Here is a 14,500-nt window from a genome sequence, read left to right on the forward strand (position 1 = left end):
GGAGATTCACCCGATCCGGTCACTTGAAGTTCAGGTGCCGCAGGGTGGTGTAGAGGTCCATCACACCCAGGGCGAGGGGCAGCACGGAGGCGATGCAGATCGCTTCGATGATCTCCACCGTGCGGCGCAGCGGCGGCGAGAACCGCTGGTTCGGGAAGATCACGCCGACGACGAGCGCGCCCGCGGCCAGCAGGATCAGCACGCCGAAGACGTAGAGCAGCCGGTTCTGGGCGTTCGCCGAGATCAGCCAGCCGACGGCGATCCCGGTGGCCGAGACCAGGCCGGTGGTGAGCAGCGCGATCGCCTGGCTGCCGTTGGCGTACGCGCGGGCGCGCAGCAGCAGGACGAGCGTCGCGACGACGGCGAGGATGATCCCGAACGCCCCGGGCGCGCTCGCAGCGATGATCGCGGAGACGGCCACCGTGGCACCGCAACCGACCATCAGGCCGGTCATGTAGTTGTGCGCGATCGCCGTGCGGCGCTCGATCGCCCGGTAGTCGGGGAAGCCGGAGTCTTCCTTCAGCTCTTCGGCGTTGCTGGGGACGTGCGGCAGCGGCAGCTTCGCGAGCCAGATCGTGGCGCGCGGCAGGATCGAGATGCAGGCGAGGGCGACCGCGACGGTGCCGGCCGCGATGCCGGGCGCCGGGTGCGCGACGAGCGTGCCGAACAGGAAGGCCAGCGCGCCGAAGGTGCCCGCGGTGGCCGCGGCGATGAACGTCGTGATGCCGGCGCCGATGACCATGATGCAGACCGAGGCGACGATGATCACCAGCACCGCGCCGAGCAGCAGGTTCGCCCGCAGGGACAGCCCGGGCACGATGTAGAAGCCGCTGACGAAGGCCAGCGGCAGGCCGCCCGCCGCGGCGATCAGCACGCCGGTCGGCTCGGCCTGGTAGCCCTTGGCGAGGGTGGCGCCGATCGCGACGCAGGCGATCGCGCCGATGCCGCCGGCGATGGCCGCGCCCAGCGCGCTGCCGCCGTAGAACGAGCCGCTCATGAACAGCGCGACGGCGGCGGCGAACAGCGCCAGCCCGCCGGCCACGTGCCCGAACCGGTTCGCCGTCTCCTTCGTCCACGGCCGGAAGCTGTCCGGGGACGACTCGGCGATGGCGTCGACGACGTCGTCGTACAGCGGCGGCGGCGGGTTTTCGTTGCGCTTGCGCAGCTGGAGCAGTTCGCCGTCGACGACGCCGAGCGAGGCCAGCGTGCGGCTCGGGTCGAGCGGGGCGTCCCCGAGCTTGGCCAGCGCCCAGCCACCGTGGCGGGCCCCGCCGTCGGGCGAGGTCTCCTTGGCCATGTCCAGCAGCATCGGCAGCAGGTCGGCCACCGCGACGTCGGCGGGCAGCGCCACGTCGATCCGGGTGGACGGCGCGACGACCGTCACCCTGCTGAATACTGTCGTGCCCGTAGCCACTGCACTGCCCCCGCTCGGTCGATGCTGCTCCCGGGGGAACTTATACCGAACCCCGGTGCCGACATCATCGAACGTCCGAAAATCACCGGCAATGGCCGCTCGCACCCGCGAACCGCAGTTTACTGTCGGTGCCGGGCCGTACACTCGCCCGACGACGATCGGGCAGCGTTTCCGAGGGGTTCCGGCATCCGGCGGAATTCCCGGGGGGCGTTCGATAGGTTGGTCGCGCACACCTTGCGCGGTGGCCGCCATCGTCGCGTTTGAATGAGGGGTCCTTCGATGAGCACGCTGCAGTTCAAGAAGTCGCCGCGGCTGGCGGCACCGCGGCCGCCGGGCGGTGAGGTGCACCTGGAGCCACCGCCCGAGGTGCCCCGGGTCATCCCCGGCAACATCGTGATGAAGGCGCTTCCGGTCGTCATGATCGTCGCGTCGCTCGGGATGATGGTCTTCATGTTCCAGGCCAGCAACCGGAACCCGATGATGATGGCCATGGGCGGCATGATGGTCGTCGGGACGCTCGGGATGATGGCCGGCGGCGGTGGCAAGGGCGGCGGCGCCAAGCGCGCCGAGATGGACGAAGACCGCAAGGACTACCTGCGCTACCTGGGCCAGATGCGCGACCGCGCCCGCGAGGCCATGGTCGACCAGCGCGCGGCACTGGAGTGGGTGCACCCGGACCCCCAGTCGCTGTGGTCGCTGGCCGCGAGCCGCCGGATGTGGGAACGCCGCCAGAACGACCAGGACTTCCTGCACCTGCGCGTCGGGCGCAGCTCGCACCGGCTCGCGACGCGGCTGGTCCCGCCCCAGACCGGGCCCGTCGACGAGCTGGAGCCGATCGCCACCCTCGCGCTGCGCCGGTTCGTGCGCGCGCACTCGATCGTCCCCGACCTGCCGACCCAGATCACCCTCCGCGGGTTCGCCGCGGTCAGCATGCAGGGCGACCGCGCGCTGACCCGCGGCCTCACCCGCGCGATGCTCGCGCAGCTGGTCACCTTCCACAGCCCCGACGACGTGCTGATCGCGGTCGCCACCGCGGGCCGAGCCAAGGAGGAGTGGGAGTGGGCGAAGTGGCTGCCGCACGTCCAGCACCCCACGCTGTCCGACGGCATCGGCCAGCTCCGCATGATGGCCGGTTCGCTGGCCCAGATCGAAGACTGGCTCGACGAAGAACTGCGTGACCGCCAGCGCTTCTCCCGCAACGCCACGCCGGCCCCGGACCAACCGCACGTCGTCATCATCATCGACGACGCCGAAGTCACCCGCGAAGAGCAGATCGTCCTCGAAGAGGGCCTGGTCGGCGTCACGCTGATCGACCTGTCCGACTCCCTCGGCAACCTCGCCGCCCGCCGCGGCCTCCGGCTGGTCGTCGAGGCGGACCGGCTGGGTGCCCGCAGCGCCGGCGGCGTCGAGTGGTTCGGCCGCCCGGACACCCTCAGCCTGGTCGAAACCGAGTCGCTGGCCCGGCTCATCTCGCCGTACCGCGTCGGCGGCGCCGCGGGCCAGGACATCGGCGACGAAGAGCCGCTGCTGTCCAACCCGTCGCTGCTGGAGCTGCTCGGCATCCCCGGCGACCCGATGACCTTCGACGTCCAGCAGGCGTGGCGGCCGCGGCCGATCCGCGACCGCTACCGCGTCCCGTTCGGCGTCGGCGAGTACGGCCAGCCGGTCGAGCTGGACATCAAGGAAGCGGCCGCCGAGGGCATGGGCCCGCACGGCCTGTGCATCGGCGCCACCGGTTCCGGCAAGTCGGAGTTCCTCCGCACCCTGGTGCTGGGCCTGCTGGCCACGCATTCGTCGAGCACGCTGAACTTCGTCCTCGTCGACTTCAAGGGTGGCGCGACGTTCCTCGGCCTCGACAAGGCCCCGCACGTCTCCGCGGTCATCACCAACCTCGCGGACGAGGTCACCCTGGTCGACCGCATGAAGGACGCGCTGGCCGGCGAAATGAACCGGCGTCAGGAAGCGCTGAAGAACGGCGGCAACTTCAAGAACGTCTGGGAATACGAGAAAGCGCGCGAGAACGGTGCGGACCTCGACCCGCTGCCGGCGTTGTTCATCGTCTGCGACGAGTTTTCCGAGCTGCTGAGCGCGAAGCCGGACTTCATCGACCTGTTCGTCGCCATCGGCCGGCTGGGCCGGTCGCTGCAGATGCACATGCTGCTGGCCTCGCAGCGCCTCGAAGAGGGCAAGCTGCGCGGTCTCGACTCGCACCTGTCGTACCGGATCGGCCTCAAGACGTTCTCGGCGGCGGAATCCCGCGCCGCGATCGGCGTGCCGGACGCGTTCGAGCTGCCGTCGGTCCCCGGTGGCGGCTACCTGAAGTACGACACGTCGACGCTGGTGCGGTTCAAGGCGTCCTACGTCTCGGGTCCGTACCGCCCGGCCGGCCTCAAGGCGGCGGGCCCGGCGGCGACCGTGGTCCGCGCGGACAAGCGGCCGCAGCTGTTCGTCCCGGACTTCGTCGAGCTGCCGAAGGAGCCGGAGCCGCAGCAGATCGAGGCGCCGGTGCAGCAGCAGCCGCAGTCCGAGGAAGCGGTCGAACCCAGCGAGCTCGACGTCATCGTCTCGCGCCTGGTGGGCCAGGGCCCGCCGGCGCACGAGGTGTGGCTGCCGCCGCTGAAGGACCCGAACTCGCTCGACACGCTGCTGCCCAACCTGAACCCGACCGACGACCGCGGCCTGTCCCCGGTCGGCTACTTCGGCAACGGGCGGCTGCAGGTGCCGCTGGGCATCATCGACCGGCCGTACGAGCAGCGCCGCGACCCGCTGTGGGCCGACTTCTCCGGTGCGGCGGGCCACGGCGTGATCGTCGGCGGCCCGCAGACGGGCAAGTCGACCATGCTGCGGACGCTGATCATGTCGATGGCGCTGACGCACACGCCGGAGGAGGCGCAGTTCTACTGCCTCGACCTCGGTGGTGGCACCCTGGCCGGGCTCGCGGACCTGCCGCACGTCGGTGGCGTCGCGGTGGCCCGGCGCGAGCCGGACAAGGCCCGCCGGATCGTGGCCGAGCTGACCACCCTGCTCACCGAGCGCGAAGGCCGGTTCGGGGCGATGGGCATCGACTCGATGACCGAGTTCCGCAACCGCAAGCGCCGCGGCGAGATCCGGCCGGACCAGGACCCGTTCGGCGACGCGTTCTTGATCGTGGACAACTGGCGGGCCCTGCGCGACGACTTCGAAGAGCTCGAGACCACGATCACCCGGCTCGCCACCCAGGGTCTGTCCTACGGCGTGCACGTGATCATCTCCGCCAACCGGTGGGCCGACATCCGCCCGGCGATCAAGGACATGCTGGGCACCCGGTTCGAGCTGCGCCTCGGTGACCCGACCGAGTCGGACATCGACCGGCGCGTCGCGGTGAACGTCCCGGCCGGGCGGCCGGGCCGCGGCCTCACCCGGGAGAAGCTGCACATGCTCGGCGGCCTCCCGCGGATCGACGGCTCCAGCGACCCGGAGACGGTCGCGGCCGGCGTGGCCGACGCGGTGGCGAAGATCAAGGGCGCGTGGCGCGGCCGCGTCGCGCCGCAGGTCCGCCTGCTGCCCGAGCTGATCACCTACGAAGACGTGCTCAAGCTCGACACCGCGCGGGACTCGAAGCTCATCCCGATCGGCGTCAACGAAGAAGACCTGCAGCCGATCTACCTCGACTTCAACGCCGAGCCGCACTTCTACGCCTTCGCGGACGGCGAGTCGGGGAAGACCAACCTGCTGCGGCAGATCGCCCGGGGCATCTCGGAGCGCTACACCGCCAAGGAAGCGCTCATCCTGCTGGTCGACTACCGGCGCACGATGCTCGGGTTCATCCAGGGGGATTCGCTGCTCGGGTACGCGGTTTCGGCCGCGCAGCTGGAAAGCATGGTCGGCGACGTCTTCAACTCGATGACGCGGCGCCTGCCGGGTCCGGACGTCACGCAGGAGCAGCTGAAGACGCGGTCCTGGTGGAAGGGCCCGGAGCTGTTCATCCTGGTCGACGACTACGACCTGGTGGCCACGTCGACGAACAACCCGCTGCGGAAGATCTCCGACTTCCTCCCGCAGGCCAAGGACGTCGGCCTGCACCTGGTGACCGTGCGGCGCACCGGTGGCGCGAGCAAGGCGATGTACGACCCGATCATCGGCAAGCTCAAGGAGATCGCGGCGCCGGGCATGGTGATGAACGGTTCGCGCGACGAAGGGGCGCTGGTCGGCAACATCAAGCCGAGCGCGATGCCGCCGGGCCGGGGCAACCTGCTGACCCGGAAGAACGGCAAGCAGCTGATCCAGGTGTCGTGGATCCAGCCCGACTGACGACGGCGGCCGGACGCGCTCCCGGCGAGGTGGGTAGGTTCCTCCTCGGGGGCGCGTCCCGGCGGCGGGGCGCGGGGGATCGCGACGGAATGTGCGGGAGCTGCTGGTGACGGTCCGGGTTGCGGTGGACTTCGGGACATCGAGCACCTGTGTCGTCGCCTCGGTCAACGGGCGCGAGCCGCAGGTCGTGGTGATCGACGGCCAGCCGCTGATGTCCTCGGCGGTGTACGCGGCGGCGGACGGCACGCTGTTCGTCGGCCAGGAGGCCGAGCGGCAGGCGGCCGTCGACCCGTCGCGCTACGAACCGAACCCGAAGCGGCGGATCGACGAGGGCGAGCTGCTGCTCGGCGAGAACGTCCTGCGGGTGACCGACGTCGTCCACGCCGTGCTGGGGCGCGCGGTGTCCGAAGCGCGCCGCCTGGCCGGTGACGCCGAGGTCGACCTGCTCGTGCTGACCCACCCCGCCGACTGGGGCGCGATCCGCACCCGGCTGCTGCGGCAGGCGGCGGGCGGGCTGGCGCGCGAGGTCGCGCTGGTGCCCGAGCCGGTCGCGGCGGCGGTCTACCACGCGGCGACGTTCGCACCGCAGGACGTGACGAACGACCGCACGGTCGAGTTCAGCGGCCGCCCCGGCGACGCGCTCGCGGTGCTCGACCTCGGCGGCGGCACGGTCGACGTCAGCGTGGTGCGGCGGCTGCCGCCGGACACCGCGCGGGACCGCGCCGGCCGTCCGCAGCGCGGCGGCTTCCAGGTGCTCGCCACCCGGGGCGACCCCGGCTTCGGCGGCGCGGACATCGACCAGGCGCTGCTGGAGCACGTCGGTTCCCTGGTCTCCGCGGCCGATCCGGACGCCTGGCGCGAGCTCGTCGAAGGCCGCGAGCTGGCCGACCGGCGCCGTCGCCGCGTGCTGCGCCAGGACGTGCGGGGCGCGAAGGAGACGTTGTCCCGGCACGCCTACACCGACGTGCCGATGCCGCCGCCCTTCGCCGACGCGCACGTCACGCGCGAAGACCTCGAACGGCTGATCGCGGCCCCGCTCGGCCGGGCCGTCGAGCTGACGGTCGCCGCGATCGGCGACGCCGGCCTGCGGCCGAAGCAGCTCACGGCGATCTTCCTGGTCGGCGGCTCGAGCCGGATCCCGATGATCTCGCGGCTGGTGCACGAACGCACCGGCGTCGTGCCGACGAGCCTCGACCAGCCCGAAACGGTGGTCGCGCGCGGCGCGCTGCGGGCGGTGCTGGTGGACCCGGACCGCACCGGCGCGCTGCCCGGCGAAGCGATGGCGCGGCTGGGCGCGGTACCGGGCGGCGCCCTCAACCCGGCGGCGCAGCGCACGGAGGTCGTCCGCCCCGGCGACCTCGCCCCGCGCCCGGCTGAGGGGGGCCAGCGCCCGGCACCGCCGCGCGCTCCGGTGGCCGGGCCCGCCGGGTTCCCGAACCGTGCGGCCCCGCCGTCGCCGCCCCACGGGCAGCCGGCGGCCCGGCCGTGGACCCCGCCCGCCGGGCCGCCCACCCGGCCGAACCCGCCGGCCCCGGTCCAGCCGTCGCCCGCGGCCGGGAAGAGCCGGCGCCGGCTGTGGGGCCTGATCGCGGCGGCGGTGGTCGTCGTGGCCGTGCTCGTCGCCGGGTTCCTCGTGTTCAAGAGCTCCGGGGACCAGGCGGAGAGCGGCCGGACGCTTTCGCAGTACGACTTCAAGTTCGTCGCCCCGGAGGACTGGGTCCAGACCGACGACCGGGTCGCCGACAAGCAGGTCGTGATCCACCCGCAGGAGTCCCGGGACGGCAACGACCTCGTGGTCGCGCAGGAGTACGTCATGGACTACGACGCGACCGCGGACCCGCAGAAGCTCGTCGACGAGCTCAAGCAGCGCGCGGACACCGATCCCTACCACCGCTACAGCGCGTTCGATTCGAGCCTGTCGTACGCCGGCAAGACGGTGATCGGCTACCACGAGAGCAAGAAGGACCGGCCCGATCTCCAGGTCGACTGGTACGTCGTGGCGAAGGGCCGGATCCGCGTCCACGTCGGCTGCCAGTACGCCACGGCCCCGCTGCGCGACCGGGTCGCCGCCGCGTGCGCGCAAGCCGTGCGCACGGTCGAAATCCTCAACTGAGAGGAGGGCACGCGGTGCCGTCCGAAGAATTCGAGAGCGCCGCGGCGTCCTTCAGGCGCATCGGCCAGGACGCGATGACGCACGCGCGTCGCGTCGCCGGGAACGCGAAGGCGCGCAATCAGCGGCACCACAGCGAAAACGCCGACCTCCTGAAGCGGAGCGGACGCGGCGCGAAGTCCGGCGACCCGACCCCGGGAACGCTGCGCGCGGCCGCCGAACGGTTCCGCCGCGCCCGCGGGCTCGCGGTTCCCGATCCGGTTCCTTCGCGTTCGCAACCTTCGGCCCGAACCCCTCGATCGGGTGACGACGAAGAAGACTTTTCCCAGATGCGAATCATGCAGCGCGATCAGTGAAACCGGCGCGGCCGGTGCTGTGCGCGTGCTAATTCCGCTGGTGGAGAACACATTTTCGGGCGATGCGCCACCGGCTCGGGGAGTTCTCCGTACCCCCGCGGCGATCGGTTCCCGCGGCGGGCGTTAACGCAAGCAACTACTTCGGGGCAAAGCACGACAAGGGGGAACCGGACGTGGCAATGTCTGCGTCGTAGGGCCGTACGAACGAACAAGCTTGGTACGGACAACACACCACCACTCTTATGAAGGGGGTACCGGTATGAGCGCCGGACAGGGATTCCAAGGGACAGTCGCCCAGTTCACCGAGGCCGAAGGCCGCGTGACCGAGGTGCGGGCCCAGATGGACCAGAACCTTTCGACGCTGCGCGACCGCATCGAGGCCACCCGCGCCGGCTGGCAGGGTGAAGCGCAGAAGGCCTTCGACCACGTGATGATGCGCTTCGACGACGACGCCCGCGGCATGGCGCAGGCCCTGCAGCGCATCGGTGAGCTGCTCAAGGAAGCCGGCTCCAAGTACGAGCGTTCCGAGCAGCAGCAGCAGGAGATCCTCGGCGCCGTGAACCGCGGCTTCGACGCCCTCGGCTGAGCACCTTCCGGATCCTTTCCCACCACCCATCATCTTCAGCTCAAAAGGAGTAAGCCATGCCTGATGGCGCCGGCATTGTCGTCAATTACGCCACCATCCGCCAGGCCGCGGACGACTGCACGCAGACGGGCGGCGAGCTGCAGTCCGCCTTCGACCGCCTCAAGGACGACCTGCGTCCGCTGACCACCACCTGGACCGGTTCGGCGAAGGAGCAGTACGACGCCGCCCAGCGCACCTGGGACCAGAAGTTCGAGGACCTGAAGCAGGTTCTGGCGCAGATCGCCGCCGCCCTGCCGCAGATCGCCGACGGTTACCAGTCCACGGACAACGCCGTCGAAGGCCTGTTCTGAGCCGGTAGCCCCGGAAACCACGGCGGGCCCGCACTCCGGTGCGGGGCCCGCCGTTTTCTGTTGTCAGGGAAGCAGAGCCCTTTGCTGGGCAGGAAAACCTCAGTGCGGGGCGCCGACCTCGTACTCGGGCCGGTCGTTGAGCACCCGCACGGTCACCTTCTTCTGCTGCCCGCCGATGGTCACCGTGCAGTCGAACGTCGTGCCGTTCTGCGCGGCTTCGTTCGCCGGGCACTGCGCGTTCTTCACGTCCGGCTCGCCGTAGCTCTCGTTGAGGACCTTGACCACACCGTCCTGAAGGGACTGTTGCTCCAGGACGTCCCCGCGGAACGCCCCCAGCAGCCACGCGGCACCGCCGCCGACCGCGAGCACCAGGACCGCGGCGAGGGCGATCAGCACCGGCTTCTTCGACTTCGGCTTCTTCGCCGGCTCAACCGGGAACGCGCCCAGGCCGCCGTACTGCGCCGGCTGGAACCCGCCGCCGTACTGCGGCTGCCCGTGGCCCGGCGTCGGCGTCGGCTGCTGCGGCGCCGGCGGGGACGGCGGCGGCCACGGCCCGCTCTGCGGCCCCGGCTGCCACGGCCCGGAGAACGAGCCCGACGGCTGCCCCGGCTGCCACTGGCCGGTGTAGGAGCCCGACACCGCACCCGGGTCGGCGTGCTGCTGCCACTGCCCGGAGTGCGGGCCGGTCGCCTGCTGCTCGGGCTGCCACGCGCCCGGCTGCGGTGCGGCGCCGGACGCGGGCGGCTGCCACCACTGCTGCGGCTGCTGCGGGTCGGGCGGCTGGCTCATCGGAGATCACCTCGGGTCCTGGTCACGCCTCAGCTGCCCTGCGCTTCGCCGAGCCGGCGGTAGAAGTCGTCCATCGCCGCCCGGTCGGGCAGCACCGTGATCTGGCTCGCGTCCGGCAGCTTCGGCATGTCCTGCTGGCTCGCCTTGCCGGTGAACCGGAACTCGTACTTGAGCTCGAGCTGGTGGCCGTCGCCGGCGAACTTGGCCTCCATCACGAAGGAGACCAGGCTGCCGTCGGGGTTCAGCGTGATCGTGGCCGGGACGGCGGCCTTCTTCAGCTCGGGCCCGATCTTGCTCGTCAGGCTCGGCGGCAGGATCTCGACCTTCTTGTCGACGAAGATTCCGAACGGCACGTTCACCGTCAGCGCGGTCTTGCCGTCGCCGAGGCTCTTGGCGCCGCGGACCGCGCGCTTGTCGGCCTCGTACGCCGCCACGGTCGAGTCCGCCATCCGGCACGGCGTGAGCACCCCGCCCCAGACGCACGGCAGGACCAGGCCACCCTCCGGCTTCGGCATCGAGACCCACGCCGTCGGCGAGACGCCCTTCTGCACGTAGACCGGGCCGAGGTAGGTGTACTCGACCGGGCCGTCCGCGGGCGTGTACGTGTCGATGATCTCATCCGGGTTCTTCTGCGACCGGTGCCGCACCGCCCGGCTCTCCGGGTTGCCCGCCCGCGCCGACGTCACGGTGCTGTGGATCCACTTGTCGTCGAACTTGAAGTAGGCGTCCAGCGAGTTGGTGACGTCGCGCGAGTCGGTGATGGCGTCCGAGAGCTTGCCGATCACCTGCTCGAACTTGGCGCCGACGTAGTCCGCCGCGTCGTCGCCCTTCGGCAGCGCGGTGCCCGCCTTCGCCGTGCCGCAGGCGCTGACCAGGGCCAGTACGGCGCCCAGGACGAAGATCGCCGTCGGTCGTTTGCTCATGCCGTCCCCTGCTCAGCCGTGTCGCCCGGATGGCCCCATCCTCGCGTGTCGCGGTGGCGCGTGCAGGCGCTTCGGCGGGAAAAATCCGGTAGAGTCCCCGCTGCGCCCGGGCCGTTCGGAGCCTAGTATGGGCGCTTCCACCACCCCCGATGCGCGGGTGCGGTGACCGTGGGGGTATCTTCATATGTCGTTGTGCGCTGCGGCGCGTAAGCGCTAGGCCCGCACAGAACCCACACGCAATGTTGACGACGAGGTAGACCCTTGCCCACGTACAGCCCCAAGCCCGGCGACGTCACTCGTGCCTGGCACGTGATCGACGCCGAGGATGTCGTGCTCGGACGGCTGGCGACCGAGGTCGCCACGCTGCTGCGCGGCAAGCACAAGCCGACCTACGCCCCGCACGTGGACACCGGTGACTTCGTCATCATCGTCAACGCCGAGAAGGTCGCGCTCACCGGTAACAAGCGCGAGCAGAAGTTCGCCTACCGGCACAGCGGTTACCCGGGCGGTCTGCGGAAGCGCTCGTTCGGCGAGCTGCTGGACACCAAGCCCGAGCACCTTGTCGAGAAGGTCGTCAAGGGCATGCTGCCGAAGAACAAGCTCGGCCGCGCCCAGGCGAAGAAGCTGAAGGTGTACGCCGGCCCGCAGCACCCGCACGCCGCGCAGCAGCCGCAGGCGCGCGAGATCACCAAGATCGCGCAGGTCGCGCAGTGAGTGAGGAACAGTCTGTGACCAGCACCGAGACCGAGACCCCCGAGGTCGTCGAGGCCGCTGAAGTGTCCGAGGCGACCGAGACCGGCGCCGTCGCGACCAGCGAGAGCCCCGCCGCGCCGCGTCCGTCGCGTGCCGCCGGCGGCAACGCGCAGACCGTCGGCCGCCGCAAGGAAGCCGTCGTCCGCGTGCGAGTCGTCCCGGGCACCGGTGTGTTCAAGCTCAACGGCCGCACCCTCGAGGACTACTTCCCGAACAAGGTGCACCAGCAGCTCATCCGCGAGCCGCTGGTCACGGTCGAGAAGCCGGACTCCTTCGACATCTTCGCCAACCTCCACGGCGGCGGCGTCTCCGGCCAGGCCGGTGCGCTGCGCCTGGCGATCGCCCGTGCGCTCGTCGAGGTCGACGCCGATGACCGCCCGGCCCTCAAGAAGGCTGGCTTCCTGACCCGTGACGCGCGCGCCACGGAGCGGAAGAAGTACGGCCTCAAGAAGGCTCGCAAGGCCCCGCAGTACAGCAAGCGCTGATCGCGCCCCGGCGCGAACCACCGGAGCGCCCATCCGTCCATCGGATGGGCGCTCCGTTGTTTTCGGGATCGGGCGTTTTCGGGATCCGGCGTTTCGTCTCCGCGGTCCGGAGCGACACTCGGGGTGGGGGAGAGCGCTCCGCCAGGGTCGCTAGGTTGTCGTGGTCATTCCACAAGGAGGTCGATCGATGGCTCGCCTGTTCGGTACCGACGGGGTACGTGGCCTGGCCAACGCCGAGCTGACGCCGGAGCTGGCACTGGCGCTGGCGGCCAGCGCCGCCCGCGTGCTCGCCGCGCACGACCGCTCGCACCGGCCGGTCGCGGTCGTCGGCCGTGACCCGCGCGCCAGCGGCGAGATGCTCGAAGCCGCGGTCGTCGCCGGCCTCACCTCCGCGGGAGCCGACGTCCTGCGCGTCGGCGTGCTGCCGACGCCGGCCGTCGCCTACCTGGTCGGCTCGCTCGAGGCCGACCTGGGCGTGATGATCTCCGCGTCGCACAACCCGATGCCCGACAACGGCATCAAGCTCTTCGCCGCGGGCGGGCACAAGCTCCCCGACGGCATCGAGGACGAGATCGAAGCCGGCCTCGCGGACGGCAAGGTCCGCCCGACCGGCGCCGGTGTCGGCCGCGTCACCGACGTCGAGGACGCCCTCGACCGCTACGCCACCCACCTGGTCGACGCGACCCCCCACCCGCTGGCCGGGCTGAAGGTCGTCGTCGACTGCGCGAACGGGGCGTCGTCGGCCGCCGCGCCGGAGATCTACCGCCGGGCGGGCGCCGAGGTCGTCGCGCTGTTCGCCGAGCCGGACGGCGTCAACATCAACGAGCACTGCGGCTCGAACCACCCGGAGAAGCTGCGCAAGGCCGTCGTCGAGCACGGCGCGGACCTCGGCATCGCCCACGACGGCGACGCCGACCGCTGCGTGGCCGTCGACTCCGCGGGCGAGCTGGTCGACGGCGACCAGATCATGGCGGTCCTGGCGCTGGCGCTGGCCGAGAACGGCGAGCTGACCAAGGACACGCTGGTCGCGACCGTGATGAGCAACCTCGGCCTGCACCTGGCCATGAAGGCCCACAACATCACCGTCGTGACGACGGCGGTCGGCGACCGGTACGTCCTCGAGGAGCTGCGCGCGAGCGGCTTCGCCCTCGGTGGCGAGCAGTCCGGCCACGTCGTGCTGCCGGCCCACGCCACGACCGGTGACGGCCTGCTGACCGCGCTCCGCCTGATGAGCCGCATGGCCGAGACGGGCAAGTCCCTCGCCGACCTGGCGGCCGTGATGAACCGGCTGCCGCAGGTCCTGGTGAACGTCCCGGTCGCGGACAAGACGGCGGTCGCCCGCTCCGCCGAGGTCCGCGACGCGGTCGGTGCGGTCGAGGCCGAGCTGGGCGAGGAGGGCCGGGTGCTGCTGCGCCCGTCCGGCACCGAGCAGCTGGTCCGCGTGATGGTCGAGGCCCCGGCCCAGTCCACGGCCCAGGCCGCGGCCGACCGCCTGGCCGGCGTCGTCTCATCCGTCTCCTGACCTCCTCGTGAGTGAGAAACAGTGTTCTAACCCTGTTTCTCACTCACGACCACGTGCGCGGAGGCCAAGCCGTGGAAGATCGGGTGGGTTTTCCAGCGGACTTCGCCCACCCGGCACCCGCCGTCGAGGACCTTCGCGAGGGCGGTGACGGCGATCTCGCCCTCGGCCACCGCCACCCCGGAGCCCGGGCACGCGTGCCGGCCGAGGCCGAACGGCAGGCCGTCGGCCAGCGAGATCGCCACCGGGCCGTCCGGGCCGAAGCGCACGACGTACCGGGCCGGGCAGATCGCGGTCACCAGTTCCCGCACGGTCCGCGGTCCCGAAGTCGCGAGCTCGAGGCCCGCGCACGCCAGGAAGTTCAGCGAGTTCTCGTAGGCGGCGTGCGCCAGCACCACGGCGTTGATCATCAGCTCGTCTTCGTCGAGCCGTCCGGCCGCGTGGGCCTCCCGCAGCGCCGTCAGCCCGCCCGGCCCGGCCGGGGTCCGGCTCAGCTGCACCGCGAGCCGGAACGCCGCCGCCTGGCCGGCCCGGTCCCCACCGCCGAGGACGTCGAGGTTCGCCGTCGTGGCCTCCAGGCGGTCCAGGAAGCCGTCGTCCAGGTCGACGCCGAGGACCGCCGACGTCACCACCCCGGCCACCGGCCGCGCGAAGTCGTGCACCAGGTCGAACGACGTCCCCAGCCCCGCCACCACGTCCTCGATCGACGCGCGCACGGAAGCCGGGACCGGCTCCAGCCCGGCGATGATCTCCCGCAGCACCGCGCGCACGCGGGTGTGCCCGTCGCCGTCCCGCAGCAGCGCGCTGGGCGAACCGCCGCCCGGATCCGACGTCAGCGCGGGTGACCGCAGGGCTCGGGCGCACGCGTCGCGGCCGGAGACGACGCCGATGCCGTGCCGTTCGAACTCGTCCATCGCTTCGACAC

12 protein-coding genes are annotated in these 14,500 nt (G+C 71.4%); 8 read left to right on the top strand and 4 right to left on the bottom strand.

The features are described 5' to 3' along the window. Positions 1-19: 19 nt before the first annotated feature. The gene (gene eccD / locus ACFPLC_RS18140) at positions 20-1,384 is read right to left on the bottom strand and encodes a type VII secretion integral membrane protein EccD (protein WP_191316665.1); all 1,365 of its coding nucleotides are present in this window, start codon (positions 1,382-1,384) and stop codon (positions 20-22) included. Between the two features lie 309 nt (positions 1,385-1,693). Here eccD and eccCa point away from each other — a divergent pair, with 309 nt between their 5' ends. From eccCa to ACFPLC_RS18165, 5 genes are all read left to right on the top strand, one after another. Further along, positions 1,694-5,704: a type VII secretion protein EccCa gene (gene eccCa / locus ACFPLC_RS18145; protein WP_378189229.1), complete on the top strand. Its 4,011-nt coding sequence runs from the start codon at positions 1,694-1,696 to the stop codon at positions 5,702-5,704. A 106-nt stretch (positions 5,705-5,810) separates the two neighbouring features. After that, the gene (locus ACFPLC_RS18150) at positions 5,811-7,817 is read left to right on the top strand and encodes a type VII secretion-associated protein (protein ID WP_378189228.1); all 2,007 of its coding nucleotides are present in this window, start codon (positions 5,811-5,813) and stop codon (positions 7,815-7,817) included. 14 nt (positions 7,818-7,831) lie between these two features. Beyond that, a complete protein-coding gene (locus ACFPLC_RS18155; RefSeq protein ID WP_378189227.1) occupies positions 7,832-8,170 on the top strand; it encodes a hypothetical protein in 339 nt (112 codons plus the stop codon). Positions 8,171-8,429: 259 nt separating this feature from the next. Beyond that, on the top strand, positions 8,430-8,756 hold the full coding sequence (locus tag ACFPLC_RS18160) for a WXG100 family type VII secretion target (RefSeq protein ID WP_378189226.1): 327 nt from the start codon (positions 8,430-8,432) through the stop codon (positions 8,754-8,756). Positions 8,757-8,812: 56 nt separating this feature from the next. After that, entirely contained in the window at positions 8,813-9,106 is a 294-nt protein-coding gene (locus tag ACFPLC_RS18165) for a WXG100 family type VII secretion target (RefSeq protein WP_191315681.1), read from the top strand. A gap of 99 nt (positions 9,107-9,205) precedes the next feature. On the opposite strand, the gene ACFPLC_RS18170 is transcribed toward ACFPLC_RS18165, so the two are convergent. Then, the gene (locus ACFPLC_RS18170) at positions 9,206-9,895 is read right to left on the bottom strand and encodes a DUF4333 domain-containing protein (protein WP_378189225.1); all 690 of its coding nucleotides are present in this window, start codon (positions 9,893-9,895) and stop codon (positions 9,206-9,208) included. A 29-nt stretch (positions 9,896-9,924) separates the two neighbouring features. Beyond that, positions 9,925-10,818, bottom strand: coding sequence for a hypothetical protein (locus tag ACFPLC_RS18175; protein ID WP_191315679.1), 894 nt, complete (start codon positions 10,816-10,818; stop codon positions 9,925-9,927). A 261-nt stretch (positions 10,819-11,079) separates the two neighbouring features. Here ACFPLC_RS18175 and rplM point away from each other — a divergent pair, with 261 nt between their 5' ends. From rplM to glmM, 3 genes are all read left to right on the top strand, one after another. Continuing rightward, positions 11,080-11,532: a 50S ribosomal protein L13 gene (gene rplM / locus ACFPLC_RS18180; RefSeq protein WP_004560141.1), complete on the top strand. Its 453-nt coding sequence runs from the start codon at positions 11,080-11,082 to the stop codon at positions 11,530-11,532. A gap of 14 nt (positions 11,533-11,546) precedes the next feature. Further along, the gene (gene rpsI, locus ACFPLC_RS18185; protein WP_191315678.1) at positions 11,547-12,056 is read left to right on the top strand and encodes a 30S ribosomal protein S9; all 510 of its coding nucleotides are present in this window, start codon (positions 11,547-11,549) and stop codon (positions 12,054-12,056) included. Positions 12,057-12,243: 187 nt separating this feature from the next. Further along, positions 12,244-13,578, top strand: a complete 1,335-nt coding sequence (gene glmM, locus ACFPLC_RS18190; protein ID WP_378189224.1) for a phosphoglucosamine mutase — start codon at positions 12,244-12,246, stop codon at positions 13,576-13,578. 26 nt (positions 13,579-13,604) lie between these two features. Here the strand turns inward: glmM and ACFPLC_RS18195 are convergent, their stop codons facing one another. Then, entirely contained in the window at positions 13,605-14,489 is an 885-nt protein-coding gene (locus tag ACFPLC_RS18195; RefSeq protein WP_378189223.1) for a cytochrome P450, read from the bottom strand. Between the last annotated feature and the right edge of the window lie 11 nt (positions 14,490-14,500).

It is taken from the genome of Amycolatopsis plumensis, assembly GCF_042652605.1.
In the GTDB taxonomy this organism is placed as follows: domain Bacteria; phylum Actinomycetota; class Actinomycetes; order Mycobacteriales; family Pseudonocardiaceae; genus Amycolatopsis; species Amycolatopsis plumensis.

Excerpts from the sequence above, each read along its gene's own strand:
- eccCa (WP_378189229.1), top strand. The coding sequence starts at position 1,694 with ATGAGCACGCTGCAGTTCAAGAAGTCGCCGCGGCTGGCGGCACCGCGG.
- ACFPLC_RS18160 (WP_378189226.1), top strand. The coding sequence starts at position 8,430 with ATGAGCGCCGGACAGGGATTCCAAGGGACAGTCGCCCAGTTCACCGAG.
- ACFPLC_RS18165 (WP_191315681.1), top strand. The coding sequence starts at position 8,813 with ATGCCTGATGGCGCCGGCATTGTCGTCAATTACGCCACCATCCGCCAG.
- ACFPLC_RS18170 (WP_378189225.1), bottom strand. The coding sequence starts at position 9,895 with ATGAGCCAGCCGCCCGACCCGCAGCAGCCGCAGCAGTGGTGGCAGCCG.
- ACFPLC_RS18175 (WP_191315679.1), bottom strand. The coding sequence starts at position 10,818 with ATGAGCAAACGACCGACGGCGATCTTCGTCCTGGGCGCCGTACTGGCC.
- glmM (WP_378189224.1), top strand. The coding sequence starts at position 12,244 with ATGGCTCGCCTGTTCGGTACCGACGGGGTACGTGGCCTGGCCAACGCC.
- ACFPLC_RS18195 (WP_378189223.1), bottom strand. The coding sequence starts at position 14,489 with ATGGACGAGTTCGAACGGCACGGCATCGGCGTCGTCTCCGGCCGCGAC.